Genomic DNA, 26,215 nt, shown 5'->3' with positions numbered 1-26,215 from the left:
CAAGAGATGAGGCACGACCGCCGAGGCCGGAAGCGTGCCCACCGTCGCCGCGAAGCGGCTCGCCGGGAGGAGTGGGGGCCGGAGGCTCCCGCGATCGAGCGGCGGCAACGGCTCAGCGGCGGCCGGGGACGGCTCCTGGCCGCGGTGGCCGCGGAGCGGCTCGCCGGGAGGAGTGGGGGCCGGAGGCTCCCGCGATCGAGCGGCGGCAACGGCTCAGCGGCGACCGGGGACGGCTCCTGGCCGCGGTGTCATCCGGAGGATGACCATGGGCACTGCTCAGAAGGGCGGCCATGGCAGCGCGGGCCAGTCGCCACTGGGCTGCGGGTGCAGCTGGGTGCGCAGCAGGGCCTCGACGCGCTGCTGGGTGCGCCGCACCTCCCGGCGGGTGAGGTGCTCGTGCAGCTGCTCCCCCAGGTCGCCGCGCAGGTCCTCGGCCAGCCGCTCGAGCACGGCCAGGTGCTCCAGCAACAGCGGCCGGCCGGCCCAGCGCCACAACAGGGTGCGCAGCTTCGGGTCGACGGAGAAGCAGATGCCGTGGTCGACGCCGTACACGTGCCCGTCGGGCATCGGGATGATGTGGCCGCCCTTGCGGTCGGCGTTGTTGACCACCGCGTCGAACACGGCCATCTGGCGCAGCCCCGGGTCGTCGCGGCGGACGAACTCGGCCAGGTCGACGCTCGGGTCGGCGTCCATCCACAGCTGCACCATGCCGCGCCCGTACGGCCCGTCGCGGAGCACCGTCGGCGGCACCACCGACCAGCCGGTCGCCTCGGACACCAGGTGGGCGCTGATCTCGCGGCCGGCCAGGGTGCCGTCGGGGAAGTCCCACAGCGGCCGCTCGCCCGCCACCGGCTTGTAGACGCAGGTCGCCGCCAGCGTCTCGGTGCGCACGGCGCCGACCAGCGTGACGTTGCTGGCGTCGAGCAGCCGGCCCTCCATGTCCAGCTCGCCCTCGCGCAGCAGCGTGTCGATCTCCGCGCGGTCGGCGGGGGCGCGACGGTCGCCGTGGTCGAGGGCGGTCACGTCCAGCTCGCGGACGTCCTCGTCGTCGTCCTCGTACTCGAGCTCGTCGTCGAGGTCGCTGTCGAGGAGCTCGTCGTCGGGCCGGGGGCCGGGCTCGGGGGCGCTCATGGTGGCGGCCGCCGGCTCAGCGGCGGTAGCCGTTCTGCCGCGGGCAGACGTGACCGGCCGGGTCCAGCGGCATGGAGCACAGCGGGCAGGCCGGCCGGCCGGCGGCGATCACCCGGCGGGCGCGGGCCACGAAGGCCCGGGCGGCGACCGGGGTGATCGTCACCCGCAGCGCGTCGGGGCCCTCGTCGCTGTCGGAGAGGATCGCGTCCTCCTCGATGGGCTCCTCGCCGGCGGCGACGGCCTCGACGACGACGGCGTCGGCCTCGCCGTCCCAGGCCAGGCCCATCGCGGCGACCCGGAACTCCTCGTCGACCGGCGCGGTCAGCGGCTCGAGGTCGTCGACGTCGGCGTCGGGCGGGACGACGACGGTGGCGCGGTTGGCCACCTCGTCGAGCAGCTCGCTCATCCGGTCGGCGAGCACCTGGACCTGGGACTTCTCCAGCGCCACGCTGATCGTGCGGCCTGCTTCGTCGGAGGCCTGCAGGTAGAAGGTGCGGTCACCGGGCTGGCCCACGGTACCGGCGACGAACCGGCTGGGACGGTCGAAGAGGAAGACCTGACGTGGCACGGGATCAGGTTACGCGGCGCCGGAGCCCGCGCCGCCGCCGACGACGGCGTCGGAGGAGGGCCTGCGGCGTCCGCGCTTCTTCTTCGGCGGGATGAGGGCGGCGACGTCCCCACCGGTGTCGTTGACCCGGGCCACGAACGGCCGGGTGTCGGTGTACGTGACGACCGAGATCGACGCCGGGTCGACGACGATCCGCTGGAAGGCGTCCAGGTGCATGCCGAAGGCGTCGGCCAGCACCGCCTTGATCACGTCACCGTGGCTGCAGGCCAGCCACACCGCGTCCGGCCCGAGCTTCACGTTCCACTCCCGGACGGCGGCGACCGCGCGGGCCTGGGTCTGCGCCAGCCCCTCCCCCTCCGGGCCGGGGAAGACGGCCGCGGAGGGGTGCTGCTGCACGACCTTCCACAGCGGCTCCTTGGCCAGCTCCTTGATCGGCCGGCCGGTCCAGTCGCCGTAGCGGGCCTCGCCGAGCCGGTCGTCGGTCTGCAGCTCCAGGTCGCGGTCGGCGACCACGGCGCCGGCGGTCTGCCGGCAACGCTCCAGCGGGCTGCTCACCACCGCGGCCAGCGGCACGCCGGCCAGCCGCTGCGCCACCGCCTGCACCTGGGCCTGGCCGGCCTCGTCGAGCTGGACCCCCGGGGTCCAGCCGGCGAGCACACCGGCGGTGTTGGCCGTCGTCCGGCCGTGCCTGAGCAGGATGACGGTGGTCACCGCTCGACCCTACGGCCCTGCTGCAGGGGCCCGCCGCGAGCTCGCGAGTGGTGGGGGGGCAGCAGGGTCCCTCGTCAGGTGGGGTCGAGGACGCCGGCGCCGACCAGCGCGAGCAGCAGCAGCCCCAGCACGACGCGGTAGACGACGAACGGCGTGAAGCTGCCCCGGGTGAGGTAGCGCAGCAGCCAGGAGATGACCACCAGCCCGACGCCGAAGGCGATGACGGTCGCCAGGATCGTCGGCCCCCAGTCGACCCCGCTGTCCAGCGACTCGACCACCTGGAAGAACCCCGAGCCGAGCACCGCGGGGATGGCCAGCAGGAACGAGTAGTCAGCGGCGGCGGAGCGCGAGTAGCCGAGGAACCGGCCGGCGGTGATCGTGCCGCCGGACCGGGAGACGCCGGGGATCAGCGCCATCGCCTGCGCCAGCCCGAACACCAGGCCGTGCTTGACGGTCAGGTCGGGCAGCTCGCGGCGGGTGCCGCCGACCCGGTCGGCCCAGAACAGGATCAGCGAGAACACCACGAGGGCGATGGCGATGATCCGCAGGTCGCGGAAGGTCGACTCGATCTGGTCCTGGAACAGCAGCCCGAGGACGACGATCGGGATGCTGCCGATGATGATCAGCCAGCCCATCCGGGCGTCCGGGTCGCTGCGCAGCGCCGGGTCGCGCAGCGCCCGCAGCCAGGTGCCGATGATCCGGCCGATCTTCTTCCGGTAGTAGAGGAGGACGGCGAACTCGGTGCCGATCTGGGTGATCGCGGTGAACGCCGCGCCCGGGTCGTCCCAGCCAAAGGCCGACCCGACGATCCGCAGGTGGGCGCTGGAGGAGATCGGCAGGAACTCGGTGAGGCCCTGGACCAGGCCGAGGACGACGGCTTCGAACCACCCCACGGTCAGCCCACCCGCCGCATCGTCGGCGGGGAGGCGGGGCACGAGGGGGTCGGTTGCACGACGGGCACCCTAGAGCCGCGACCTGGGCCCGGCCCGGCGACGCCCGGGAGCACCCGGCGTTGCCCGGGTCACGACCGGGGCGACGGTAGGTTGGGCAGTCGTGGAACAGCGGGCGCTCGGGCGCAGCGGCCTGGTCGTCTCGCGGCTCGGTCTGGGCACCATGACCTGGGGCCGGGACACCGACGAGGACGAGGCCGCGATGCAGCTCACCGCCTTCGTCGACGCCGGCGGCACGCTGGTCGACACCGCCGACGTCTACGCCGACGGGGAGAGCGAGCGGACCCTCGGGCGGCTGCTGGCCGACGTCGTCCCCCGCGACCACGTGCTGGTCGCGACCAAGGCCGTCGGCCGCACCGCGCCCGGGCCGATGGGCCGCGGCGCCTCCCGCGGCCACCTGCTGGCCGCGCTGGACGCCTCGCTGGAGCGGCTGGGGCTGGACCACGTCGACCTGTGGCAGCTGCACGCCTGGGACGACGCGACCCCGCTGGAGGAGACGCTGGCCGCCTGCGACCAGGCGGTGAGCTCGGGCCGGGCCCGGTACATCGGGATCAGCAACTTCTCCGGCTGGCAGACCGCCCACGCCGCCACCTGGCAGCGGGCCTGGCCCGGCCGCACCCCCATCGTGAGCACCCAGGTCGAGTACTCGCTGCTGCAGCGCGGCGTCGAGCGGGAGGTGGTGCCCGCCGCCGAGGCCCTGGGGCTCGGCCTGCTGCCGTGGTCACCGCTGGGCCGCGGCCTGCTCACCGGCAAGTACCGGCACAGCACCCCCGCGGACTCCCGGGGTGCCTCCCCGCAGTGGCAGGGGTTCATCGACCGGCTGCGCTCGACCACCGCCGACCGGGTGGTGGAGGCGGTGATCACCGCCGCCGAGGGCCTCGGGACGACGCCGCTGGGGGTGGCGCTGGCCTGGCTGCACGACCGCCCCGGCGTCGTCGCGCCGATCGTGGGCGCCCGCACCGCGCAGCAGCTGCAGGCCGCGCTGGACGCCGACGGGGTGCGGCTGCCCCCGGCGATCGTCACCGCCCTGGACGACGTCTCCTCCCCGCCCTTCTCCTATCCCGAACGCCGTCCGGAGCAGTGACCGTGAGCACGCCAGTGACCAGCCCCACCCCCGACCTCGTCTTCGCCGCCTTCTGCACCGCCGGTCTGTGGCCGGGGCTGGGCAAGCGGACGGCCGCCGACCTGCCCGCCGCCGGGATCACCACCGCCGACGACGTCTCCGCCGACCGGCTGCAGAAGCTGCCCCGGGTGGGCCGGCAGCGCGCCGAGCGGCTGTTCAGCTCCTTCCTGGCCGCGCAGCCGACCTACGAGGTCGTCGAGCTGCTGGTCGCCGCCGGGCTGAACGCCCGGCTGGCCGCGAACTCCGCCGACGCGCTCGGCCCGGACGCCGCCCGCCGGCTGCGCGACGACCCGTGGGCGCTGCTGGGGCTGACCGGGGTGACGCTGGCCGACGCCGACCGGCTGGCGGTCAACGTGCTCCCCGGCGCCGACCGGCAGGACACCCGCCGGGGCCGGGCCGTGGTCGGGCTGACCCTGCGCACCGCCACCCGGGACGGGCACACCGTGCTGCCGGCCGACCTGGTGGTGGCGGCGCTGCGGGCCGAGCAGATCGAGGACCCGGAGGCGGCGATCGTGGCCGCCGTCGAGGGCGGTGACGTGCTGGAGCACGAGCCGCCGTTCGTCGAGCCCGACGAGGACGACCCGGACGCCGAGTTCCCCGAGCCCGACCCCGCGCTGCGGATGCTGTCGCTGGCCCGGTACGGGATGGCCGAGGAGGCCGTGGCGGAGAACGTGCACCGGCTGGTGGCCACCAGCGGGCGGCTCGCCGACCCGGCCTCGGTGCGGTCGGTGGCCAAGGGCCTGGACCCGGCCCAGCAGGCCGCCGTCGCCGGGGTGCTCGGCGCGGGGGTCTCGCTGCTCACCGGCGGCCCGGGCACCGGCAAGAGCCGCACCGTGGCCTCCCTGGTCCAGTTGCTGCAGGCCAAGGGCACCGAGGTGGCGCTGGCCGCCCCCACCGGCCGGGCGGCCAAGCGGCTCGAGGAGCTCACCGATCACCCGGCGGTGACGGTGCACCGGCTGCTGGGCGCGCAGGGCACCACCGGCGGGTTCTCCCGCAACGAGGAGTGGCCGCTGGACGCCGACGTCGTCGTGGTCGACGAGGCCTCGATGCTCGACGTCGAGCTGACCGCCGCGCTGCTGGAGGCGTGCAAGGACGGCACCCACCTGCTGCTGGTCGGCGACCCCGCGCAGCTGCCCTCCATCGGCCCCGGCCACGTGCTGGGCGACCTGATCGACTCCGGCGCCGTGCCGGTCACCGAGCTGACCATGCTGCACCGGCAGGCCGCCGGTGGCGCGATCGCCCGGCTGGCCACCGGCGTCCGGGGCGGGGAGCTGGTCCAGGTCGAGTCCCCCGACCGGGAGGTGGTCATCGTGCCGGCGACCGGCAGCGCGGAGGCCGCCAAGCGGGTGGTCCAGCTGGTGACCGACTCGATCCCGCGGGCGCTGGGCATCGACCCGGCGACGGTGCAGGTCGTCACGCCGGTGCACCGCGGGCCGGCGGGCACGATCGAGCTGAACAAGGCGCTGAAGGAGAAGCTGAACCCGGGCACCGGGACGGTGTTCGGCTTCGACGTCGGCGACCGGGTGGTGGCCACCGCCAACCACCTGGACATCGAGCCGATCGGCTTCGCCAACGGCGAGGTCGGGGTGGTCACCGGCACCGGCGAGGGGTCGCTGAGCATCGACTTCAGCTCCGGGCCGGTGACGGTGACCGGCTCCGCGCTGTCGGACCTGCGGCACGGCTGGGCGATCACGGTGCACCGCGCGCAGGGCTCGGAGTGGCCCGGTGTCGTGGTCGTGCTACCGCCGGAGGCCGGCGGGATGCTGTCCCGGCCGCTGGTCTACACCGCCCTGACCCGGGCGCAGAAGCACCTGTCGATCGTGCACGCCAGCGGCGCGGCGCTGGCCCGCGCGGTGCGCGAGGTCGACGTCCGGCCCCGGCGCACCCGGCTGTCCGGGCTGCTCGCCGAGCTCGCCGACTGACCGTCGTGGCGGGCGTCGCGTTTGGCCGGTTGATCTTGAGGGAACCGTCCGCCCATGGGCATCATCGGCTTCCTCGTGTTCGGGCTGATCGTCGGCGCGCTCGCGCGCCTCATCAAGCCCGGTAGGCAGAACCTCAGCATCCTCATGACCCTGGTGCTGGGCGTCGTCGGCTCGCTGATCGGCGGCGTCGTCGCCACCGCGCTGGGCACCGGCGACTTCGGCGAGCTGAACGTCCTGGGCGCGATCGTGGCCATCGTGGCCGCGGTGCTGCTGATCGGCGTCGCCGAGGGCGTCAGTGGTGGCCGGCGCTCCGTGCGCTGACCTCCCTCCCCTCCCGCACCTCCCCTGCCCGGGGCGCTGACCGCGTGGTCAGCGCTCCGGGCAGGCGCGTCTCGCGGCGCACATCAGCCGGTGCACCGCGGCGCCCAGCTGCTGGGGGTCGTTGACCGGCTCGGCGAACGGGACCCGGACGTCGGCGTGCCCGCGGCGCTGCTCGATGCGCAGCCGGAAGCCGTACCGATCCAGCCCCAGCGGCCGCACCACGTCGTCCGCGGCCGCCCTGCGCGGCACCCGGGTCCGCAGCAGGGCCAGCTCCTCCGGGTGGGCGGCGTCCAGGTGCTGCAGCGCGGCGGCCTCGAGCCCGACCAGCGGGTCGGGGGCGGCGGCGAGGTACTCCTCGGGCTGCACCTCGGTGACCGTGCCCGACTCCCCCAGCACCACCTCGGCCAGGTCGAGCGACAGCAGGGTCGTACCGCGTCCGACGTCGAGCAGCGCGCCCACCGGGGCGACCTCGGCGAAGGCCACCGCGGCCGCCCGCGCGTCGGGGCCGGCCACCGGCGTGAGCCAGCCGGAGAGCCACACCTGCGCCCGCACCGGGTCGCGCAGCGGCACCGGAGCGTGGTCGGTGACCAGCAGCAGCGCGGCGAGGTCGCCGTCGGCGCTGCCGGCGACCGCGCGGCAGACCTCCCCGTCGGTGGGCACCACGAGCAGGACCCGGCCATCGGCCGTCGTGGCGTGACCGAGCACCCGGCTGCCGTCGATGCCGGCCGCGCAGACCGCGGCGGCGGGGCGCGCGGCGACGGTGCGGGCGCGCTCGGCGACCGGAGGCCGCAGGGCACCAGCGGCCGGACCGGGGACGGCGGGACGGGGCGTTCGTGTCATGCGGCACTCCGGGGTCGGGACGTCTCGTCGTCGGGGTAAGGTGAGCCTAACCGAACTCGGAGGCCCGTGTGAACAACTCCCGCCCGAAGGTCCGGCGCAGCCGCGCGCTGGGCATCCCGCTCACCCCCAAGGACGTCCGCTACTTCGAGCGGCGCCCGTACCCGCCCGGTGAGCACGGCCGCAAGCGCAAGAACACCAGCGACTACAAGACCCGGCTGTTGGAGAAGCAGCGGCTGCGCGCCCAGTACGACATCAGCGAGACCCAGCTGCGCTCGGCGTTCGACCGGGCCCGGCGCAGCGGCGGGAAGACCGGCGAGGAGCTGATCACCCACCAGCTCGAGTCCCGGCTGGACGCCACGGTGCTGCGCGCCGGCTTCGCCCGGACCATCTACCAGGCCCGGCAGACCGTCAGCCACCAGCACGTGACGGTCAACGGCAAGCGGGTCGACCGACCGAGCTACCAGGTGCAGCCCTACGACGTGGTGGAGATCGCCGAGCGCAGCAGGGCCAAGGCGCCCTTCCAGGTGGCCGCCTCCGGTGCGCACGCGACCGCGCCCGCCTACCTCGAGGTCTCGTTGGCCCAGCTGCGCTGCGTGGTGGCCCGCCGGCCGCGGCGCGACGAGGTGCCGGTGGTCTGCGAGGAGCAGCTGGTCGTGGAGTACTACTCCCGCTGACCGGTCGCCGGCGCCCTGCGCTCAGGGCGCCGGCGGTCCACCGTTGCGCACCAGAGCCCGCCGCGGCCCGCCCGCCAGCCAGAGCGCGGCGAGCTGCCACTCCACCGTCCAGCCGATGCCCACCACGACCCAGCGGCCCCGGGCGAGGGCGATCACGCCCAGGACGGCGAGCCCGGCGACCAGCGCCCAGGTGACCGCGCGGGACCGGAGCGGCTCAGGGTCCCCGGCGACCTGCTCGGCCCAGTCCACCGCGGCGGCGCGGAGCCGCCGGTCCGCCAGCGTCCGGCCGTGCGCGACGGCGCGGGCCACCTCGACCAGCTCCGCCTCGGTGAGCGCGAACCGCTCGGGCAGGCCTGCCGGGGCGTCGGGGTGACTGACGGCGGGACGGTGCACGCCCAGGCGCGGCAGGGTCCAGGCCAGCACGATCGGCGCCGCCAGCAGGAGCACCACGCCCAGCACCATCACCGCGGCACCGGGTCGCTGTTGCGCTCGACCGCCCGCCGCGGGCCGGAGTGCAGCCGCCACGCCCACCAGCCGCAGGCCGCGTAGAGGACGGCGGTGGACCAGTTCACGTCGCCCCAGCGCCCCGCGGCGACCGCGAACACCAGCCGGGCTACGACGAACGACAACCAGAGCGCGAGCACGACGACCAGCAGGCCGCTGAGCGCCGGCCGCGCCGCCCGGCGACGCCGGTGGGCGTCGATCACCTGCTCCGCGAGGTCGACGGCGGCGGCCCGCAGCGCCGGCTCCTCCAGCCGGTGCCCCCAGGTGACCGCCTTCTGCACCAGCGCCGCCTGCACCGGGCGGAGCCCGTGCCGCTGGGCCACGGTCCGGCCCAGGGCCGCCGCCTCGGCCGCCGCGTTCGGCCGGTCCAGGAAGCTCCGCCCGCCCAGCCACCACGCCCCGAGCGGCAGCACGACCAGGAAGAACGCGATCGCGACCCAAGCGGCGATCACCGGACGCCCACCGGCGCGCGGTCGTCGCCGTTGACCCGCACGGCCCGGTCCAGCCAGCGGGTCTCGGTGAGCGGGACGGCGAGGACGCACGCCCACGAGACGGCCCACCACCACGGGAACCCCGGCAGCCGCCCGAGCACCTCGGCGGCGACCAGGCCGGCCATCGCCGCGCCGTACAGCAGCACCACACCCAGCCAGACCAGCCGGCGGCCGCGGGTCCGGGCGGCACGCCGGCGACCGGCCTCCCGTGCCGCCCACTCGGCCGCCGCGGCCCGTTCGGCGGGGTCGGTCAGCGCCCGGCCCCAGTAGGCGGCGCGCCGGACCCGCGCCAGCGCCCGGTGGTCGAGCCGGTGCCGCTCCCCCAGCCCGCGCCAGTCGCGGTCCAGCCGGGCCTGGCGGCGGGACCAGCCGGCCCGGCCGGGCAGCCACCAGCCGCAGCCGACCCCGCCGACGGCGACCAGCACGACGACCCCGGCCATGAGCACGCTGATGATCATGACGCACGACCCGGTGTCCGTGCAGGTCAGGGCAGTGCTCGGGCGATGTCGGCACCGGCACATCCGACAGGCGGGTCGGCGGCGAAGACCTATCGTGGTCGATCATCGCGGCATGCCCGGTGCTCGGATCGCCGCCGTCCTGCTGCCCCTGACCCTGGCGCTGGCCGGTTGTGCGTCGTCCGGTCCGGCGGCCGAGCCGTCGCCGCCGAAGGCCGCCGAGCCCGCCGACTCCCCCGCGCTCACCGTCGACCCCGCCGGCACGGTCGTCCCGCTGGACCCCGACGCCGAGGGCATGGTCTTCGACCCGGTCACCGGGCTGCTCGCCGTCGCCGTCCGCGACCCCGACCGGTTGCTGCCGACCGACCGCGACGGGACGACCGTCCGCGAGGTGCCGCTGCCCGGGCACGCCCGGCACCTGCAGCTCGCCGCCCCCGGCGGCCCGGTGCTGGTGCCGGCCGAGGACGCCAACGCGCTGGTCGAGGTGGCACTCCCCGGCGGGGAGACCACGCAGACGGCGGTGGGCAGCTACCCGCACGACGCGGCTCAGGTGGCCGGCGGGCAGGTGCTGGTCGGCGACGAGAAGGGCGGCACGCTCAGCGTCGTCGACGCCGGCCGGGTGACCCGCACGTTCACCAGCCAGCAGCAGCCCGGTGGTGTGGCGGTCGTCGGCGACACCGCCGGCGTGGTCGACGTCGGGGCGTTCACCCTGACCAGCTACGACGTCGCGGCCGGGGAGCTGCTGGACGTCGTGGACGCCGGCGCGGGCCCGACCCACCTGGTCACCGACTCCCGCGGCCGGTTCCTCGTCGCCGACACCCGGGGCGACGCCGTCCTCACCTTCTCCGCCGACCCGCTCGAGCAGGTGGCCGAGCTCCCGCTCCCGGGGACTCCCTATGGCCTCGCCTACGACGCCACCGACCAGGTGCTGTGGGTGACGCTGACCGCCACCAACGAGGTGGTCGGCCTGTCGACGGCAGGGGACGAGCTCACCGAGGTGGCCCGCCTCCCCACCGTCCGCCAGCCGAACACGGTCGCCGTCGACCCCAGCTCCGGGCGGGTCTTCGTCGGCAGCCGGGCGACCGGCGAGCTGCAGCTCGTCGACCCGCGCTGAGCCCGGACCTCAGTCCCGGACGTCGTCCTCGTCGGCGGGCACCGCGGCCTGCTGCTCCAGGACGTCGTACTCGTCGGCCTCCGGGTCAGCGGCCCGCCGGCCCCCGCTGCTGCCCGGGACCGCCGACAGCTGCTGCTCGATGCCGTCGGCCTCCGGGACGTCGTCGGCCGGCGGGGCCACCTCGTCGGCGAGCTCGGGCACCGGCGGGGTCGCCAGCTGCTGCTGCTCCTGGACGTCGGCGTCGGTCGCTTCGGGGTCGGTCATCAGGTGCTCCTCCTGGTCTGCTGCGGTCGTGGACAGCCTGCCCGGGGACCGCCCCGCTGACACCCGTGGACGTCGTCGTGGCGACCACCACATGACCTGGAGGCGTCCGGCAGGCACAATCGGGCGGGTGTCAGCACCCGGCGAGTACGAGTACGCCCCGCTGCGCATCCCGGCGGGCACCTCGCGCTCGGCGGCTGCGCAGCTGATGAGCATGCAGTCCGACACCGGCGGCTGGGAGCTGGCCCGCCTGCAGCTGCACGCCGACGGCACCCGCAAGGTGATCATGCGGCGCCGGATGCGGCTGTCCTACCTGCCCCGCCCCATGGTGTGAGGACCCCGCTGCCCCCCACCGCTCGCACGCTCGCGGCGGGCCCCTGCAGCGGGGCCGACGGACCAGCGGAATCCACGCATCACGGCTTCAGGACGACCTTGCCGACCGTGCTGCGGTCGGCGATCGCGGCCATCGCCTGCGGCAGCTCCGCCAGCGGCAGCGTCTGGCCGATCAGCGGGGCGATCTGCCCGGCGGCGAACAACCGGCACAGCTCGTCGTGCACCTGCCCGAACAGCGCCGGGTCGTGCTTGCGGTACAGCCCCCAGTGCAGCCCGACGATGCTGTAGTTCTTCACCAGCGCGTGGTTGACCGGCGCCTGCGGGATGGTGCCGCTCGTGAACCCGACGACGACCAGCCGGCCCTCGAAGGCGATGCACCGGCGCGACTTGTCGAAGACCTCGCCGCCCACCGGGTCGTAGACGACGTCAGCCCCGCGGCCACCGGTGATCTCCTTGACCAGGGGCACGAAGTCCTCGGCGGTGTAGTCGATGACGTGGTCGGCGCCCAGGGAGCGGCAGACCTCGGTCTTGCGCTCCCCGCCGGCGGTGGCGATGACCGTGGCACCGGCGGCCTTGCCCAGCTGGATGGCGGCCGAGCCCACGCCGCCCGCGCCGGCGTGCACGAGCAGCACCTCCCCCGGCTGCAGGGCGGCGCGACGGTGCAGCCCGACGTGGCCGGTCTGGTAGGTCAGGTGCAGCGCGGCGGCCTGCTCGTCGGACATGCCGTCGGGCACCGGGAAGGCCGCGGCGGCGTCCATCAGCGCGTACTCGGCGAAGCCGCCGGGCCCGCCGGCGGGCGAGCCGAGCACCCGCTGGCCGGTGCCGACGACCTCGCCGCAGATCTCGACGCCCGGGGTGAACGGCAGCGGCGGGCGCTCCTGGTACTGGCCCATGGCCATGAGCACGTCGGGGAAGTTGAGCCCCGCCGCCCGCACCTTGACCAGCAGCTGGCCGTCTCCGGGCGTCGGCTGGTCGACCTCGTCGAGGGACATGACCTCGGCCGGGTCGCCGAGGGAGTGGACTCGCCATGCGCGCATGCCCCGACCCTGCCAGAGCACCGGTGACCGGGGTCACCCGGGTGAGCGGGAAACACTGGTGTGGCACCACCGTTGGATCGTGCACAACCGATCCGCCCTCGAGCGTCCCCTGACCCAGGAGGCCCGCACCGTGCACGCCCCGCTCACGACCCTGACCCGGCTCGGCGCCGACCTGACCGCCGGTGCCGGGTCCGCCGCCATGGTCGAACGGCTGGTCGACGACCTGGCCCGGCCCTATGCCGTGGACTTCTCGGTCCGGTACGAGGCGGCGCCGGCCGAGCGGGCGCTGACCCTGCACGACACCACCGGCATCGCCGCCCGGCACCTGCCCGCGCTGGAGGTGGTGCACCTCGGTGAGGCCGTCTGCGGGATGGTCGCGCAGCAGCGGCGTCCCGAGGCGCACGGCCGGGTGGACGCCGACCCCGACCCCCGGCTCGCGCTCGCCCGCGAGCTGGACGCCACCGCCTACGCGAGCTTCCCGCTGACCGCCGGGGCCACCCTGCTGGGCACGCTGTCGGTGGGCTCGCGCACCCGGCCCCGGTTCGAGCCCGAGGAGCTGACGGTGCTCGGGCTGGCCGCCGACCTGGTCGCCGCCGCCGCGGCCCGGGAGCAGGACACCGCCGCCCTCGACGCCGCCGTCACCGCCCGTGCGGTGGCGGAGGAACGCCAGCGCCACCTCGAGGCCGCCCTGGTCAGCAACCGGACCATCGCCATGGCCATCGGCATCGTGATGGCCCGGAAGGCACTGACCGACGACGCCGCGCAGCGCTGGCTCGCCGAGGCCAGTCAGCGCCGCAACACCAAGATGCGCACCCTGGCCGAGCAGATCGTGTTCACCGGCTCGCTGGACCTCTGAGGGTCAGCGCAACGACGGCGGCATCAGCGCCTGCGGGACGACCGCGGTCTCGCCGCTCGCCGTCCGGGCCGCCGGGACGCCCTTGAACTTGTACGGGACAGCGCCGACCCCGGGCTGGACGACGTAGGCGGCCCCCGGCTCGGCGCCGGCCCACGCGGCCAGCATGGCCGAGGCGACCTCGTCGGCCGACAGCACCGGGAAGTCGGCCGCAGCGAACTCCTCGCGCAGCGGGTCGATGATCGCGGTGTCGGCGAAGCCGGGGCAGATGGCGGACATGGTGATCCCGTCGCCGACCAGCCGCGGCGCCAGCGAGCGGACGAAGGCGATGGCGCCGCCCTTGGCCACGCTGTAGCCCGGGTCGGTGGCGACCGGGGCGAGCCCGGCCAGCGACGCCGTCACCACGATCGAGCCGCCGCCGGCGCGCCGGAGGGCCGGCAGCGCCGCCTCGGTGCCGTAGACGACGCCGAACAGGTCGACGTCGACCACGTGCAGGAACTCGTCGACGTCCAGGGTGTCGCGGCTGTTGCCGGCGATGCCGGCGTTGAGGAAGGCGGCGTCCAGCCGGCCGTGCTCGGCCTCGACCGAGGCGACGACGGCGGCGTTGGCGGCCCGGTCGGTGACGTCGAGCCCGACGAAGTGCGCGCCCAGGCCCTCGGCGGTCTGCCGGTTGGCCTCGGTGTCCAGGTCGGCGAGGACGACGGTCACCTCCCGCTCGCGCAGGAGCGCGGCGAGGGCGCGGCCGAAACCGCCCGTCCCGCCGGTGATCAGGGCGACGCTGCCCGGGGCGATCGTGGTGTCGGTCACCGCTGGATCACACCACGTCTCAGACCTGGCGGAGGAACCGGTCCAGCACCCGGATGCCGAAGTGCAGCGAGTCGACCGCGATCCGCTCGTCGATGCCGTGGAACAGCGAGGCGAAGTCCAGGTCGGCGGGCAGCTTGAGCGGGGAGAAGCCGAAGCAGCGCATGCCCAGGGTCTCGAAGCTCTTGGCGTCGGTGCCGCCGCTCATGGTGAACGGCACCGGGCGGGCGCCGGCGTCCTCGGCCTTGAGCGCGGCGACCATCAGGTCGACGGTCGGCCCGTCGAACGTCGTCTCGACGGCCTGGTCGTGGACCAGCCACTCCCGGGTCACGCCCTCGCCGATCAGCTCGTCGAGCTGCTCCTCGAAAGCTGCCTCCTGCCCGTACAGGAAGCGGCCGTCGATGGTCGCGCTGGCGGTGCCGGGGATGACGTTGGTCTTGTAGCCGGCGTCGAGCATCGTGGGGTTGGCCGTGTTGCGCAGCGCCGCGCCGATCATCCGGCTGATGCTGCCGAGCTTGGCGAGAGCCTCCTCGGGCTGGTCGGGGTCGATCTCGATGCCGTAGGCGTCGCTGACCTCGTCCAGGAACTGGCGCATCGGCGGAGTGAGCACGGTGGGCAGCCGGGTGGAGCCGATCCGGGAGACGGCCTGCGCCAGCCGGGTGACGGCGTTGTCGTCGTGGACGAAGGAGCCGTGGCCGGGCTTGCCGCCGGCGGTCAGCTTCAGCCAGGCGAGCCCCTTCTCCGCGGTCTGCACCAGGTAGAGGCGCAGGTCGTCGCGGACGGTGATGCTGAAACCGCCGACCTCGCTGATCGCCTCGGTGCAGCCCTCGAACAGGTCGGCGTGGTGGTCGACCATGTAGTGCGCGCCCTTGCGGCCGCCGGCCTCCTCGTCGGCGACGAAGGCCAGCACGATGTCGCGGTCGGGCTTGACGCCGGTGCGGGCCCAGTCGCGGACCAGCGCGAGGGTCATCGCGTCCATGTCCTTCATGTCGACCGCGCCGCGGCCCCACACGTAGCCGTCGCGCTCCTCGCCGCTGAACGGGTGGACGCTCCACTCGGTCGGGTCGGCCGGGACGACGTCCAGGTGGCCGTGCACCAGCAGGGCCGGGCGGTCGCGGTTGGTGCCCTCGACCCGGGCGACCAGGCTGGCCCGGCCGGGCTCGGACTCGTGGATCACGCTGCTGATGCCGACCTCGTCGAGCTTGGCCGCGACCCACTCGGCGGCCTTGCGCTCCCCCGCGCTGGTGGCGGTGTCACCGGTGTTCGTGGTGTCGATCCGGATGAGGTCGGAGAGCAGCTCCGCGACCTCGGCCTGGGCACCGGCGAGCGGCGTGGGGTTCGTCTCCGACATGCCGACGATCCTGCCACCGGGGGCTCTGCCGGGCCGATGGGAGCCTCGGTTATGCTCTTCCCCGGCCCCTCCACGGAGGGCGTCCACCTCGTCCGGGTGGCGGAATGGCAGACGCGCTAGCTTGAGGTGCTAGTGCCCTTTATCGGGCGTGGGGGTTCAAGTCCCCCCTCGGACACAGTCTCACCCCGGTGTTCCTGCAGGTCAGGAGCCCGGGGTGGCTCCGTTTCAGGGCCCGGAAGGGCCTCGTGATACCAATTTGATACTTCGCGGCCCCGGCGCTGCGCTCAGCCGTCGAGCAGTGCGGCGAACCGGTCGGCCGCCTGCCGGCCCATTCCGGGGTGCACGTGCTGGTACACGGTGAGCGTGATGGTCGCGCTCGCGTGGCCGAGCCGTTCGGAGACGACCTTGACCGGCTCGCCGGCGGCCAGCAGCAGCGTGGCGTGGGTGTGCCGCAGGTCATGCAGCCGGATGACCGGCAGCTGCTCCTCCCCCAGCGCCCTGCGAGCCTGCAGCTGGTGGTCGACGAACTGGCGGGAGAACCGCTCCGGGTGACGGTGCCCGCCGGCCAGCGTGCCCAGCACCAGGGCTGTGTCCCGGACGAGGTCCAACGCGATCGAGCCGCGGACCGCTCGGTAGGCGTGCAGCGCCGCCACCGTGCCGGCATCGAGGTCGACGACGCGGGACTGGCCGCTCTTCGTGGCGCCCTCGACCAGCTGCTCGCCCTTCCCCTTGTCCTTGACCACGCCCACGCTGCGCCGGACGGCGACCCGGCCAGCGTCCAGGTCGACGTCGCGCCACCGCAGTGCGAGCGCCTCACCGCGGCGCATGCCGGTGTAGGCGAGCAGCCGATAGGCCATGGCGATGTCGGAGTCGTGCTCGTCGGCCCAGCGTAGGAACCGGGCGAGCTCCGGTGCGGTCCAGGCGTGCATCTCCGGTGGCCGAGCCTGCGACGGACTGGGCGGGGTGGACCTGTCGGTCGGGTTCACGGCGAGCCGGCCGTGTTTCACCGCGTCGGCGAGGGCTGACCGCAGGATCGTGTAGACGTAACGCACCGTGCGGGGTGACAGTCCGCCCTGCCCGTCAGCGCGGCCGGAGACCTCCAGCTCGCGCATCCAGGCGTCCACGGCAGTGCCGGTGAGCCGGTCCATCGGTACAGCACCCAGGCGGGGCACGACGTGCAAACGGACGTTCTTCCGATAGCTGGCGAGCGTGGCCGGCGCCAGCCGCTGACCGTCGAGCCACTCGGACAGGTAGGCCGCCAACGGCTGCTTGGACGGGTTGACCCACTCTCCCGTCTCCATCCTGCGGATTTCTGCGCGCAGGGCTGAGGCGGCGTCGCGCCTGGTCTTGTAGCCACGCTTGAGGACGACGCGCTTGGTCCCGTACTCCTGCAGCACCGGGTACTTGATCAGGAACCGTGGCCCGGCCTTCGTCTGGTACTCGCTAATCCCACCTTCGCCGGCCTGCCGCCGCTTCGTCGTGCCCATCAGCTCACCCCTCCACCGGTCGGAGGTCAGGCGCGCAGTACTGCAGCCGCCTGACGCGAACGGCCGAGCCAATCACCGGATACTGACGCTGCGGGGCCTTCTTACAGATCTGTGCAACGACACTGCGCCTGGGGACATGGAGATGTCACCCCGCCCGGGGTGAGGGTGACGTAGCTCTAGGCGACTGGTGAAGTCCAGCGAGCCACCAACGGTTCGACGGTCACCGGTTGGTGAGGCGGACGGGCGAGCCGCGATGGAGTGACCAGCCACCGCTGGGACATGGTCGAGGTAGCCGGCGGACGACGGCGCCAGCCGTCGACCTGACGCTGACGGCGCCGGAGTCGAAATGTCCCTAAAGGCGGCCTCAGGGACAGGGGAGTGACGCGAGATCTCCGTCTGGGAGGGACCTGACCATGCGAACGCCCACGATGCTCGAATAACCGTTCACCGGCAACCGTTGCTCAAGTCCGTTCGGCAGGCTGAAAGCCCGGACGGGATATGTCAGGGGGATGCCGCGGCGGCGCTGCCCCTCTGGATCAGCGATCAGGTCGGACTGGCCGATCCTCGAGTGGATGCAGCACTGGCAGCCTTCTGGGATCAGCGGTCTACGACTCGTCCATCAGCGAAGGGCTATTGGTCACGCCGTAGGGGATGTGCACGCTCGGCACGACTCGGGAGGCCGAGTCCAGGTGGCCCATCTGGTCGTCGAAGAAGATGTGAGGGCGGAGTATCTCTAGCACCTTGCCCTTGTCGATTCCTCCCAGGAAAAATGCGTCATTCACCGTCACACCCCACTTCATTAAGCTGCGGACTGCCCGCTCATGGGATGGGGCATTTCGTGCCGTGACGATCGAGACGTGGACCCTGATCTTGTAATCGGGATCCGCTTGGCGACGCTCCTCCTCGCGCCTCTGGATGGCGTTGATCTTGGCAAGGAAATCTCGCAGTGGGCCTGGGTTGTGCGGGGTGACGTCGTTCGACACTTCATGCTCATGGAAGGCCGCCATCCCATCCGCTTGGTAGACCCGCTCGGACTGGTCATCAGCGAGGACACCGTCGAAGTCGAAGGCGATCCGTAGGTCGTCGTCCTCGTCGTTCACCGCCGAGGACTCCAGGACGCGACCCGCCGGGAGCCCGAGCTCTGTTGCTTCACGGACATCGGTTTCGCTGGCGGAGAGAAAGAGCGACATATTGAAGCTGGGCATGAACTTGTAGGGCGAGCGCCCCTGCATGAAGACCGCGCGGCTGATGGCAAGGTCGTGATGCTGAGCCGACCGCATGACGCGAAGACCGGTGAACGGGTCGTTGCGCGACATGACGATGACCTCAACTAGGGGTGCGCCATCTGCCTCACCAAGGTCGTTAAGCGACAGCAGGCGCTGCGTGAAGGCGAAGGCGACCCCAGGGTCAAGAGGGTCGTTGATGTGCTTGTCCTGGTAGTCGCGATAGGCGGCCTCTCCCTGATTCCGGAAGACCTCGTCGGACTGTGCGAGGTCGAAGAGGGCGCTTGACGCGATGCCGATGACGAGGCTGCTGCTGAGGTCGTACGGAATCTGGGGCTCCCTGGCTCGGACGTCTGCTCGATGTCGGCGGTGGGGCGCGCGCTGCCCACCACACGGTGGGCAGCGAGCGCTTGAGTCACCGGTTATGGGCGATCGTCGTCCGAGGTGAACGCTTGGCCCACTCGTTCGCCACGGACCAAGCGCCAACAGGTTACGTCGGCCGGTACAGGTAGGACATCTGCATGATCAAGAAGTCCTGCCTGGGATGCAACCGGCTCAAGACCATCGAGGAGTTCGGCGTCCGGACACGGTCCGTCGACGGGTACGCCGACCGGTGCCTCGAGTGCTGCCGCGCGGAGTCCCGCGAGCGGTACGCCAAAAACCCTGGTGCTGGCCGCGGCCGGGCCAACCGGTACCGGGCCAGATACCCGGAGAGGGTTCGCGCCGCTGCGCGCCAGGCTGCTCGCGCGAACAAGGCGCAGCGGCGGATCGACAAGGTCGGCATCGTCGCGCGCAACAACGACTACGTGAACGCGATCAAGCTGGCGACCGGCTGCGTCGAGTGTGGCTTCAAGGGCGACGAGCCGTGGCTGCTGGAGTTCGACCACGTGCGAGGGACGAAGGTCGAGGCAGTGTCCCAGCTCGTGGCCGGCGCCTACAGCCTGGCCGTCATCCAGGCCGAGATCGGCAAGTGCGAGGTCGTCTGCCAGCGACACCACCGAATGCGCACGATCGCCCGCATGCAGGAGCGGCGACGCACTGCAACCGAGCCCGCGGAGGATGGCCCGGGCGTATAACTCGCACGCTCTCCGCGGTGGCTCTATCGAGTTGTAAAGGTATGCCGTTGCGTCCTCGACCTGAGCGCCGATGAGCTGTCGCGACCGCGTCCCGAAGTGGGCCGTTCGAGGACAGCCTCGGAGGCGGCTGGGGGTCACCAGGCTCACTGGTGCTGCTTTTTCCTGTGCGCTACAAGGGCAGCACTGACGAAGGCGACCAGGGCCAGCAGTGGGTAGATGAGGACTTCTATGGCGAAGACGTTCCCCGTGGTTTGTTCCTCGTCTACGCGCACCCCGTACTGGTAGTAGACGACCAGCGTGACCAGCACAAGGACTACGCCGGCGGCGTTCAGGGCCTTGACCACGATCTCCTCCTCGGGATGGTTCCCTTAGGCCGACGCAACGCGGCCGGTCCTGCGCGACTGCCTACACGGCGTCCCGTCGTGAGCCGCCAACGAGCAGCAAGCGGATTCTGCGGGACCGTGCCGTAAGCGCGCCACCATGTCCCCTAAAGCGCTGCAGGACCCGGGGGACGGCACGCGGTCATAGACGTGTCAGGAGGCGCAGTGTTCGACGACGGCTCCTGATGAGCAGCCATATGAGCGGCGCCGCGTATTCACGGCGTGTCGCGCCCCGGCTCACGCTGGGGCGCATGCCCGAGCTGACCCCGGATCCGACTCCGGCCTCCACGTACTTCGACACGGTGGAGCCCACGTGGACCCACGCGGACGGCCGCCGGTTCTGGCGGCTAACGGAAGCCGTGCAGGTGACCGTTCACCCGAACGGCCACATCGAGATCATCGATACGACCCGCCGCACCTTCCGGGTCCGCACCCTGCCCAGCCGCAAGGGCCGCAAGATCGATCTGTCACTTCGACCGGACGCTGCCTGAGACTCGCCGAAACTCCTTCGGTCGGCATCGGTCAGTAGGACTGCATACGGTGCACAGGTGACCGAAGAAGCAGCGCCAACCGCCCTTATCAGTTGGGCACACGACTCTGACGCTGGGGCCCCGCTGCCCAAGGGCGCAGCGAGGCGGGAGGCCGACGAGCTGTGGCTAGGCACGGTGCTGGACCTCGTGACGCATCTGCGAACCATCGGAGGCGTGGACGCTGACATCGACTTCGTTCACGGTGCAGAGCCGGTGGACTGGTCCCGCTGGGGACCCGAGAAGGTGCGCACCAGCGACTTCGTGCTCGTGGCGGTAAACAAGGCATGGATCCGGCGCTTCAGTGGCACCGAAGCGCCGACTCGTGGCGCGGGAGCGACCGCTGAAGCCGACGAGTTGCTGGGCTTGTTCGAGACGGACCGGGATGCCTTCGACCGGAAGGTCATCCTGGTCTTGCTGCCTGGCGTTGACGCGGCTGACATCCCGAACCGTCTTCGTGGTCGGTTGACGCGGGTGCGGGTTGATTCTTTTGACGAAGATGGATTGGACGACCTGCTCCGTCGCATCTATGGCAAGCCGAAATTCCAGCTACCGCCAGTTAGAGGAAACACGCCAGCATTGCCGCCAACGCATAATCGTGTGAACATTCGAGACTTCCTTGGAGAAGACCCGGCGACTCGGGAAGGCACGTCCACGACCGATGAGCGGTCCTCCGAGAACAAGCCTAGCTCTCGGGTAACCACCGCGATCAGCGACCTGGAAAGTCGCCTTGCGGTCGTCACAAGTGGACTTCGAGCACTGTCACCCGACGCAGCGAACGACGGACCCGCCTTGCCTATAGGTCGTCAGTGGCAGTACCTCGCGGCCGAGCGGGCCAGGATTGATGACGAGCTCCAACGGCGTAAGAGCTCCTCCGATGAGGACCTTCACACGGTCCGGTTTATGTGGGTGGAGGGTTCCCGAGAGATTCGCGGATACCAAGGAGATGTCGACTCGGCCGTGCTCCAACAGGGATGGATCGAGCCGAACGCCGCGAGCGAGTTTCCGGGACCTTCAGGCAAGTTCCGGTTGATGCCGCCGGAGCACTGGGAGACCATCGACAAGGAGGATCCAGCCCCCATCTTCCTGCACGAGTCGTACGTGTCGCGCATCGAGAAGTGGATTCAGCCGATCTCCAATCGAGTCGAAGAAGTGCGCGCGATAGCGAAGGTTCGAGATGCCGTCATCGCACTTGTGGACTCGCGAGTAGAGGCCGACCCGAGAGTGATTCCAGTCAGCTCGACGGTCACCACTAAAGAAAGAAGTCAACACCGGACGGCAGTTGTCGGGCGGGCCGTCGTAATCAGCCCGGCCTGATGCAACATCCCGACTTCTACTCCGTCGCCACCACGGTCGCGCTGGTGTTCCTAGTTGGTGGACTGTATGTGGTCAGCCAATCAACACACCTCCCGATAGCAAATTTCTACTTTTTGTGCGGCCCCTTCATCTTGCCCGGAACTGGAGTCGTCTTGGCATCCCTGTTGGTCCTAGCCGACATTTGGCCCGACATATCGGCAGTCAGATGGATGATCGTTCTGCTAGTTACCATTCAGCTACTCAGCGGCAGCGTGGGCCTCGGTGTTCAAGCGATGCAAGGTCGACAGAAGTAGTCCCGCTAACTGATGCCTGGTGGCTGGCAGCTCACCGACGCCGCCACAAAGGCGAATGTCAACTGGTTCCCCGGGCTGTCAGAGGAATAGGCGCCAGCGGCGTCGCCGGTTCGACTGTGCGGCCAACCCCAACGCTCAGCTCACGGGTGTCCCATAGTGGGCCGCTCAGGGACACCGCCCACAGGGCGGCTTCAGGGACAACCGGCGACTGCCGTTCCGCCGTTCACCCAGACGGGCGAAGGGCCGAGCGAGCGTCGCTCGACCGCTGGGGTGACGAGACCTGGACACCTACTGTCCAGCCTGTGGTGACGGTGAGAGGCCTCAAGCGGCTGGGGTGGGCGATGCGCGTCATCGCCTTCGCCTGCTTGTTCCTACAAGCCAGTTTTGGGCTGTTCGACGCTCCCTGGAGGCGGACGTCTTGGGCGTACACCATGGCAGGCGTTGTTCTCGCCATGATCGGTTATGCATGGGCTAGTTGGCGGCTCAAGAGGGCGCAACGGGAGTGCAACAGCTCGTCCCTCGGTGATCGCAAGCCGTACTGAGGCCAGGGGCCCCTGGAACCCAGGGGTGTCCTCAAGTGGGCCGCTTGAGGACAGTTTGACAGTTTCGCCGAGGGCGTCTCGCCTGTGCTCGGCTACTGCGGGACCGCTACGTTCCTTGCGTGCAGCGACCAGGCGAGGCGTATTGGGCAGGCGTCAAGACGCGCCTGTTGCCCGCCCTGCTCGTGGGGCTGGTTGTCGCGGTCGTTGTCTGGTGGTTGTTCGACGATGGCTTTGCGTTCTACGGCGGGCTTGCGTCCTTCATGACCGCTGCCTTGATGCCGGACCGGCCGAGTCGCAGCCATCGCCCATAGTGGGCCGCTCGGGGACACATCCGGAAGCCCGGCTGCACGGACGGCTGCCCCCAGGAACGCGGGCCGGTGGAACTCGTCGGGCCAGTCGGGCAGCCGTCCGAGATGGCAGGAGGAGCGACTGACCCTATGGTCACCCTCAAGATCATCGCGCTGCGCGTGCTGACGAGGGGCAGGCAACCGTCATGGGTGAACAGGACAAGGCTCGGTACGAGGCGGCGGCGGTCAACGCCCGCCGCCACAGCGAGAACCAGGTCATAGGCCGGTACGGCAGCGGCACGACAGCTAGCTGGGCACTCAAGTCGCTGGCGATCGCTGCCGCGATCGGGCTGCTCGGATACTTTATGGCCGGCTGGTCAACGGCAGTGGTCTTCTTCATCGTGTGGGCGGCCACCGCCGTCGTGCTCCGCGTCTACGCAAAGCGACTGCAGAGCCGGCGGCTTCGGTGAGTGGGACCCCCGTGGAGCCGGAGCACCCGCACTTCGGTCAGCCGCAGCGTGCGTTCGGCGGCCCGGGTACAAACGGTTCCGGGTTGAGCCGAGGGCACAGCCGAGGACCCGGCGACAACGCATTCGCCAGTCAGGCCGATCGCGGTGGCGCTGCCGCCTGGGCCCGCGACCAAGGCTGGCAGTCACTCGACCAGGCTGACCCCCGAATGAGCGACGCCGCGGAGCTGGTGCGCAGCGCCCCGGCCCGGCGGATCGACCGCGACCACCATCCACGCAACGTCATGGCCGGGCACATCGGCGACACCGACGCACTGGCCTTCGACATCGCCGTCAATGCCTCCACCGGGTGGATCGCCGAGTGGGCCGTCACCGCGATCGGCATACCGGACGAGCTGCCGAGGATCCGCTGGACGCCCGCCCGGCTCTGGTCGCACAACCCCGACCTGCTGATCCAGGTGCCCACCGGCGATGAGCTCTTTGACGCTCGCTGGCGAGTGCTCGCCAACGCAGACGACCCGCGGGTGCGACGCCTTGCTGCCGATCCAGCGATCCGGCAAGCACTTCTGGCCACCGATGACGGCGATGACATCTGGACCGCAGCCGGCTACCTCGCCGCGTTCCGCCCGGATGGCCACCGGCCCCAACTGCTGACCCATCACGTCGGACTGCTCACGACCCTCCGGCACAGCCTCATCAACGTCTGACTACAGCCCCGTGAGGGTGCCCCCAAAGTGGGCCGCTCAGAGACAGCCGCGCCAGTCGCCCGCAGGGGTGCAGGGGCAGGGGCCGCCGCGCTGCTCGGCAACGGGCGGTGCGCTACAGCAGTTCGCTCTCACAACCCGGGTCGTTCCTGGTTGGGTGATCATGTGCTCGTGGTTGATTGGACCGAGTCAGTAGCGATGCGTTTGGCCGGCTTGGCCCTTGACCCTCGAGGACGCCTCACCGATGACCTGGTTACCCCGATCGCAGTACGAGGGGCGATCGCTGTCGAGATGGTCCTACGGGACAGATTGACCGATGTGGCTGACTCGGTTGAGCTAGATGCGAGCCCGACACACTTTGCGCCGGCCGATCGCTGGGTGACGGACTGGGTCGGGGCCGGCGGGACGCTGCGGGACGCACTCGTGCGTCCTGGCGTAGACCAGTACGACCTGCGTGATGAGCACCTCCGTCTCGGTAGCTGGACTGAACGCCCCCGCCGCTGGGTGGGGCGACAGCCCTACGTCGACCACCGGAGTGAGCGCACCGCGCGGGATGAGGAGCTGCCACAACGGGTCGCAAGCTTGCGGGATCCGCGGGACGCCGCATTGCTCTGCATCGCCTGGCCACTGGGCCTGCTGGGGATGCCGCGGACCTTCCCCGAGGACGAGCAGTTGGCCACCACCGGCCCAGCCAGATGGGTCGTCGAGCTCACCGTCGACCTTGTCCACCGCGCCAGGATCGGCTGGTTCCTCGGGGCTGCCGACACCGTCGGCCCCGGCTGAGCCACGTCGAGATCGAGGGCATCACGCGGAGGCCCGCGGCCACCCACGGAGGCTGGCCTTGACTTTGCGCACCTGCCGCCACCTGCCCCTGAGTGGGCCGCTCCAGTACACCGGTCGCGGCACCACGCGGAGCGGTACCTCGGCCGTTGCACTGACCGTCGAGTCATCACTCGAGGACGCGCGAAGGTCAGGCTCACCACGGTGACCGATTTAACTCGGCTCGACGCGAGTGCGGCGCGGAGCGGTCGATAACCGGAACGACCACGTAACGCATCGGGCGTCGAGTGCGTCCCGTTCATGAGGAGCGACTGTGCCCCTTGTCCGTCGAGTTGGCGCCATCGTGCTTGCGCTCGCCGCCGTCGTCATCTGGTTCGCAATGGCACCTGACGAGTCCAGCGATCGATCCTCGGACATTGCGAGCGCGCTGTCCGATTACGAACTGAACGAGGCGCGCACTGAGGGTGCGCCACAGCAACAGGTGGTCAACGGCTGGGTGGCGAAGGACCTGCTGACCGTCATTGCCCAGCAGCAGAACGACTCCGTGACGGACGAGCGGCTGCCTGCGCTTGCCGTACTGGTCGTCCTTGGACTGGCCCTGCACATCGCGACGTCCATGCGGCCCACCACGCCGGATGGGGTGGTCACCGCTCCAGTTGCACCGGCAGCCAACCCCAGTCCTGAGCCCGCTTCTGCTTTGTAGGCGCGCCGATGGTGGAAGAGGATGCATCGGCAAAGGGATCCACCATTCCTCATCGCCGTCAGCTAGGGCGGTGTCCCAGGTGGACCGTTTAGGGACGACTTCCGCAGCCCCAGTCCTACTCGGGCCCGTCGCGGCGGCTGCCTACCTCAGGGTCAAGCCGGGCACTAGGCGGCTGTGGCGGCATCGCTCTAACCCGACACCGCATACAGGTCCGGGCCGAGCGCCTCTACATCTGCAAGCCGAACTGGATGCCGTTCGCGCCAACCCGACCGTTGGGCACGGCCCTGGAATGGTGTCCAACGCTCGGTGAAGTTTGGCGAGTTAGGCGTGATCGGACGAGCCGGCCGCCATCTTCCGGCGGCCACTACCGCACGAGGGAATGACATGAAGCGCACAGCACTCGTCCTGACCGCTGCCGGTCTGCTTGCCTTGACCGGCTGCACCGGGTCCGATTCAGGCGCCGAGGCTTCAGCGACAAGCCTCGCCCCGTACACCCCCGGGGACACCGTGGCGAGCGCAGCCAGCCAGGCCGCCGAAGATCAAGCTGCCGCATCCCAGGCACGGGCGACCGCCGAGGCAGCAGCCTCCAGCGCGTCGAGTGTTGGCAAGTTCGGCCAAACCTTCACGTACACCGACGGCTTAGAGGTCGCCGTCGCCCCGCCAGAGGACTTTCAGCCCTCCGACAGCGCCGCTGGCAACACCCCTGGCAAGGCCGCAGTGACTCTGTCGATCACGATCACCAACGGCACCTCCGCGAACTACGACCCGGCGATCTTCTCGGCCTCGGTGCAATCCGGCACTTCTCCGGAAGAGCAAATCTACGACAGCGCCAACGGGATAGCGGGTGCGCCTTCTACAACTCTGCTGCCGGGCCGATCGGTCACCTTCGAGGTCGCATTCACCGCGACGGACCCTGGGGACCTGGTCGTCGAGGTGACGCCTGGGTTCGAGTACAACTCGTCGATCTTCACGAGTTGACATGTGGA

31 protein-coding genes and 1 tRNA gene are annotated in these 26,215 nt (G+C 71.3%); 17 read left to right on the top strand and 15 right to left on the bottom strand.

The features are described 5' to 3' along the window. Positions 1–276 precede the first annotated feature (276 nt). The 4 genes from MODMU_RS12415 to MODMU_RS12400 form a co-directional block, all read right to left on the bottom strand. Entirely contained in the window at positions 277–1,131 is an 855-nt protein-coding gene (locus MODMU_RS12415) for an SCO1664 family protein (protein ID WP_014740606.1), read from the bottom strand. A gap of 16 nt (positions 1,132–1,147) precedes the next feature. Further along, positions 1,148–1,699 (bottom strand): DUF3090 family protein, encoded by a 552-nt coding sequence (locus MODMU_RS12410; RefSeq protein WP_014740605.1) that lies wholly within the window; start codon positions 1,697–1,699, stop codon positions 1,148–1,150. 9 nt (positions 1,700–1,708) lie between these two features. Continuing rightward, positions 1,709–2,410, bottom strand: a complete 702-nt coding sequence (locus MODMU_RS12405) for a histidine phosphatase family protein (RefSeq protein WP_014740604.1) — start codon at positions 2,408–2,410, stop codon at positions 1,709–1,711. Between the two features lie 74 nt (positions 2,411–2,484). Beyond that, the gene (locus MODMU_RS12400) at positions 2,485–3,303 is read right to left on the bottom strand and encodes an undecaprenyl-diphosphate phosphatase (RefSeq protein ID WP_041796575.1); all 819 of its coding nucleotides are present in this window, start codon (positions 3,301–3,303) and stop codon (positions 2,485–2,487) included. Between the two features lie 160 nt (positions 3,304–3,463). Here MODMU_RS12400 and MODMU_RS12395 point away from each other — a divergent pair, with 160 nt between their 5' ends. The 3 genes from MODMU_RS12395 to MODMU_RS12385 are packed head-to-tail and all read left to right on the top strand — an operon-like array spanning position 3,464 to position 6,726. After that, positions 3,464–4,444, top strand: coding sequence for an aldo/keto reductase (locus tag MODMU_RS12395; RefSeq protein WP_014740602.1), 981 nt, complete (start codon positions 3,464–3,466; stop codon positions 4,442–4,444). Between the two features lie 2 nt (positions 4,445–4,446). After that, complete coding sequence (locus MODMU_RS12390; protein WP_269454064.1) at positions 4,447–6,405, top strand: AAA family ATPase; 1,959 nt, start codon at positions 4,447–4,449, stop codon at positions 6,403–6,405. 54 nt (positions 6,406–6,459) lie between these two features. Beyond that, positions 6,460–6,726 carry a GlsB/YeaQ/YmgE family stress response membrane protein gene (locus MODMU_RS12385; RefSeq protein WP_014740600.1) on the top strand — a complete coding sequence of 89 codons (267 nt, stop codon included), beginning with the start codon at positions 6,460–6,462 and terminating at the stop codon, positions 6,724–6,726. Between the two features lie 48 nt (positions 6,727–6,774). Here MODMU_RS12385 and MODMU_RS12380 read toward each other — a convergent pair whose 3' ends face one another. Then, positions 6,775–7,566, bottom strand: coding sequence for a DUF2470 domain-containing protein (locus MODMU_RS12380; RefSeq protein ID WP_014740599.1), 792 nt, complete (start codon positions 7,564–7,566; stop codon positions 6,775–6,777). Positions 7,567–7,634: 68 nt separating this feature from the next. Here MODMU_RS12380 and rpsD point away from each other — a divergent pair, with 68 nt between their 5' ends. Next, positions 7,635–8,240 (top strand): 30S ribosomal protein S4, encoded by a 606-nt coding sequence (rpsD, locus tag MODMU_RS12375; RefSeq protein ID WP_014740598.1) that lies wholly within the window; start codon positions 7,635–7,637, stop codon positions 8,238–8,240. A 21-nt stretch (positions 8,241–8,261) separates the two neighbouring features. Here the strand turns inward: rpsD and MODMU_RS12370 are convergent, their stop codons facing one another. The 3 genes from MODMU_RS12370 to MODMU_RS12360 are packed head-to-tail and all read right to left on the bottom strand — an operon-like array spanning position 8,262 to position 9,693. Beyond that, positions 8,262–8,690 carry a hypothetical protein gene (locus MODMU_RS12370; protein WP_166503477.1) on the bottom strand — a complete coding sequence of 143 codons (429 nt, stop codon included), beginning with the start codon at positions 8,688–8,690 and terminating at the stop codon, positions 8,262–8,264. An 11-nt stretch (positions 8,691–8,701) separates the two neighbouring features. Next, on the bottom strand, positions 8,702–9,196 hold the full coding sequence (locus tag MODMU_RS12365) for a hypothetical protein (protein ID WP_014740596.1): 495 nt from the start codon (positions 9,194–9,196) through the stop codon (positions 8,702–8,704). Further along, positions 9,193–9,693, bottom strand: a complete 501-nt coding sequence (locus MODMU_RS12360) for a hypothetical protein (protein ID WP_014740595.1) — start codon at positions 9,691–9,693, stop codon at positions 9,193–9,195. The genes MODMU_RS12365 and MODMU_RS12360 overlap by 4 nt, the downstream gene beginning before the upstream one ends. Positions 9,694–9,805: 112 nt before the next feature. Between MODMU_RS12360 and MODMU_RS12355 the strand changes: the two genes are divergently transcribed. Then, complete coding sequence (locus tag MODMU_RS12355) at positions 9,806–10,804, top strand: Vgb family protein (protein ID WP_051143982.1); 999 nt, start codon at positions 9,806–9,808, stop codon at positions 10,802–10,804. 9 nt (positions 10,805–10,813) lie between these two features. Here MODMU_RS12355 and MODMU_RS12350 read toward each other — a convergent pair whose 3' ends face one another. Continuing rightward, a complete protein-coding gene (locus tag MODMU_RS12350) occupies positions 10,814–11,068 on the bottom strand; it encodes a hypothetical protein (protein WP_014740593.1) in 255 nt (84 codons plus the stop codon). Between the two features lie 127 nt (positions 11,069–11,195). On the opposite strand from MODMU_RS12350, the gene MODMU_RS12345 reads away from it, so the two are divergent. Next, positions 11,196–11,399 (top strand): DUF5703 family protein, encoded by a 204-nt coding sequence (locus MODMU_RS12345; RefSeq protein WP_014740592.1) that lies wholly within the window; start codon positions 11,196–11,198, stop codon positions 11,397–11,399. Positions 11,400–11,478: 79 nt separating this feature from the next. Here the strand turns inward: MODMU_RS12345 and MODMU_RS12340 are convergent, their stop codons facing one another. Next, entirely contained in the window at positions 11,479–12,435 is a 957-nt protein-coding gene (locus MODMU_RS12340) for an NADPH:quinone oxidoreductase family protein (protein WP_014740591.1), read from the bottom strand. A 79-nt stretch (positions 12,436–12,514) separates the two neighbouring features. On the opposite strand from MODMU_RS12340, the gene MODMU_RS28505 reads away from it, so the two are divergent. Further along, positions 12,515–13,291, top strand: a complete 777-nt coding sequence (locus MODMU_RS28505; protein WP_166503476.1) for a GAF and ANTAR domain-containing protein — start codon at positions 12,515–12,517, stop codon at positions 13,289–13,291. A gap of 3 nt (positions 13,292–13,294) precedes the next feature. On the opposite strand, the gene MODMU_RS12330 is transcribed toward MODMU_RS28505, so the two are convergent. Both MODMU_RS12330 and MODMU_RS12325 read right to left on the bottom strand, forming a co-directional pair. Further along, positions 13,295–14,095 carry an SDR family oxidoreductase gene (locus MODMU_RS12330; protein WP_014740589.1) on the bottom strand — a complete coding sequence of 267 codons (801 nt, stop codon included), beginning with the start codon at positions 14,093–14,095 and terminating at the stop codon, positions 13,295–13,297. 19 nt (positions 14,096–14,114) lie between these two features. Further along, positions 14,115–15,443, bottom strand: a complete 1,329-nt coding sequence (locus MODMU_RS12325; protein WP_014740588.1) for a M20/M25/M40 family metallo-hydrolase — start codon at positions 15,441–15,443, stop codon at positions 14,115–14,117. Between the two features lie 90 nt (positions 15,444–15,533). Between MODMU_RS12325 and MODMU_RS12320 the strand changes: the two genes are divergently transcribed. Then, positions 15,534–15,618 (top strand) — tRNA-Leu (locus tag MODMU_RS12320). A gap of 109 nt (positions 15,619–15,727) precedes the next feature. On the opposite strand, the gene MODMU_RS12315 is transcribed toward MODMU_RS12320, so the two are convergent. Continuing rightward, entirely contained in the window at positions 15,728–16,930 is a 1,203-nt protein-coding gene (locus tag MODMU_RS12315; protein ID WP_014740585.1) for a tyrosine-type recombinase/integrase, read from the bottom strand. Between the two features lie 605 nt (positions 16,931–17,535). Then, positions 17,536–18,639, bottom strand: a complete 1,104-nt coding sequence (locus MODMU_RS12310) for a 5'-nucleotidase (protein WP_014740584.1) — start codon at positions 18,637–18,639, stop codon at positions 17,536–17,538. Between the two features lie 35 nt (positions 18,640–18,674). Here MODMU_RS12310 and MODMU_RS12305 point away from each other — a divergent pair, with 35 nt between their 5' ends. Further along, entirely contained in the window at positions 18,675–19,229 is a 555-nt protein-coding gene (locus MODMU_RS12305; RefSeq protein WP_014740583.1) for a hypothetical protein, read from the top strand. 143 nt (positions 19,230–19,372) lie between these two features. On the opposite strand, the gene MODMU_RS12300 is transcribed toward MODMU_RS12305, so the two are convergent. Further along, positions 19,373–19,573, bottom strand: coding sequence for a hypothetical protein (locus MODMU_RS12300; RefSeq protein WP_014740581.1), 201 nt, complete (start codon positions 19,571–19,573; stop codon positions 19,373–19,375). A gap of 287 nt (positions 19,574–19,860) precedes the next feature. Here MODMU_RS12300 and MODMU_RS12295 point away from each other — a divergent pair, with 287 nt between their 5' ends. The 8 genes from MODMU_RS12295 (at position 19,861) to MODMU_RS27040 (ending at position 26,207) form a co-directional block, all read left to right on the top strand. Continuing rightward, positions 19,861–20,100 (top strand): hypothetical protein, encoded by a 240-nt coding sequence (locus tag MODMU_RS12295; RefSeq protein WP_014740580.1) that lies wholly within the window; start codon positions 19,861–19,863, stop codon positions 20,098–20,100. A gap of 57 nt (positions 20,101–20,157) precedes the next feature. Then, a complete protein-coding gene (locus MODMU_RS28500; RefSeq protein WP_014740579.1) occupies positions 20,158–21,453 on the top strand; it encodes a hypothetical protein in 1,296 nt (431 codons plus the stop codon). Between the two features lie 954 nt (positions 21,454–22,407). Further along, positions 22,408–22,599, top strand: coding sequence for a hypothetical protein (locus MODMU_RS12280; protein ID WP_014740576.1), 192 nt, complete (start codon positions 22,408–22,410; stop codon positions 22,597–22,599). Between the two features lie 182 nt (positions 22,600–22,781). Further along, a complete protein-coding gene (locus tag MODMU_RS12275) occupies positions 22,782–23,045 on the top strand; it encodes a hypothetical protein (RefSeq protein WP_014740574.1) in 264 nt (87 codons plus the stop codon). Between the two features lie 206 nt (positions 23,046–23,251). After that, positions 23,252–23,749 carry a hypothetical protein gene (locus MODMU_RS12270; protein WP_051143980.1) on the top strand — a complete coding sequence of 166 codons (498 nt, stop codon included), beginning with the start codon at positions 23,252–23,254 and terminating at the stop codon, positions 23,747–23,749. Between the two features lie 375 nt (positions 23,750–24,124). Continuing rightward, complete coding sequence (locus MODMU_RS12265) at positions 24,125–24,529, top strand: hypothetical protein (protein ID WP_166503475.1); 405 nt, start codon at positions 24,125–24,127, stop codon at positions 24,527–24,529. Between the two features lie 310 nt (positions 24,530–24,839). After that, positions 24,840–25,229: a hypothetical protein gene (locus MODMU_RS12260; RefSeq protein ID WP_041795227.1), complete on the top strand. Its 390-nt coding sequence runs from the start codon at positions 24,840–24,842 to the stop codon at positions 25,227–25,229. A 384-nt stretch (positions 25,230–25,613) separates the two neighbouring features. Beyond that, the gene (locus MODMU_RS27040; protein ID WP_014740570.1) at positions 25,614–26,207 is read left to right on the top strand and encodes a hypothetical protein; all 594 of its coding nucleotides are present in this window, start codon (positions 25,614–25,616) and stop codon (positions 26,205–26,207) included. The last annotated feature ends 8 nt before the right edge of the window (positions 26,208–26,215 follow it).

It is taken from the genome of Modestobacter italicus (assembly GCF_000306785.1).
Taxonomy (GTDB): Bacteria; Actinomycetota; Actinomycetes; order Mycobacteriales; family Geodermatophilaceae; genus Modestobacter; species Modestobacter italicus.
Note: the sequence above shows the minus strand (reverse complement) of the source record. Positions and strands in the feature narration are given on the sequence as shown.

What these genes read in the sequence shown, in the direction of transcription:
- MODMU_RS12415 (WP_014740606.1), bottom strand. Translation starts at nt 1,131, where the DNA reads ATGAGCGCCCCCGAGCCCGGCCCCCGGCCCGACGACGAGCTCCTCGAC.
- MODMU_RS12385 (WP_014740600.1), top strand. Translation starts at nt 6,460, where the DNA reads ATGGGCATCATCGGCTTCCTCGTGTTCGGGCTGATCGTCGGCGCGCTC.
- MODMU_RS12380 (WP_014740599.1), bottom strand. Translation starts at nt 7,566, where the DNA reads ATGACACGAACGCCCCGTCCCGCCGTCCCCGGTCCGGCCGCTGGTGCC.
- MODMU_RS12360 (WP_014740595.1), bottom strand. Translation starts at nt 9,693, where the DNA reads ATGATCATCAGCGTGCTCATGGCCGGGGTCGTCGTGCTGGTCGCCGTC.
- MODMU_RS12355 (WP_051143982.1), top strand. Translation starts at nt 9,806, where the DNA reads ATGCCCGGTGCTCGGATCGCCGCCGTCCTGCTGCCCCTGACCCTGGCG.
- MODMU_RS12350 (WP_014740593.1), bottom strand. Translation starts at nt 11,068, where the DNA reads ATGACCGACCCCGAAGCGACCGACGCCGACGTCCAGGAGCAGCAGCAG.
- MODMU_RS12340 (WP_014740591.1), bottom strand. Translation starts at nt 12,435, where the DNA reads ATGCGCGCATGGCGAGTCCACTCCCTCGGCGACCCGGCCGAGGTCATG.
- MODMU_RS12325 (WP_014740588.1), bottom strand. Translation starts at nt 15,443, where the DNA reads ATGTCGGAGACGAACCCCACGCCGCTCGCCGGTGCCCAGGCCGAGGTC.
- MODMU_RS12315 (WP_014740585.1), bottom strand. Translation starts at nt 16,930, where the DNA reads ATGGGCACGACGAAGCGGCGGCAGGCCGGCGAAGGTGGGATTAGCGAG.
- MODMU_RS12305 (WP_014740583.1), top strand. Translation starts at nt 18,675, where the DNA reads ATGATCAAGAAGTCCTGCCTGGGATGCAACCGGCTCAAGACCATCGAG.
- MODMU_RS12295 (WP_014740580.1), top strand. Translation starts at nt 19,861, where the DNA reads ATGCCCGAGCTGACCCCGGATCCGACTCCGGCCTCCACGTACTTCGAC.
- MODMU_RS12275 (WP_014740574.1), top strand. Translation starts at nt 22,782, where the DNA reads ATGGGTGAACAGGACAAGGCTCGGTACGAGGCGGCGGCGGTCAACGCC.
- MODMU_RS12270 (WP_051143980.1), top strand. Translation starts at nt 23,252, where the DNA reads ATGAGCGACGCCGCGGAGCTGGTGCGCAGCGCCCCGGCCCGGCGGATC.
- MODMU_RS27040 (WP_014740570.1), top strand. Translation starts at nt 25,614, where the DNA reads ATGAAGCGCACAGCACTCGTCCTGACCGCTGCCGGTCTGCTTGCCTTG.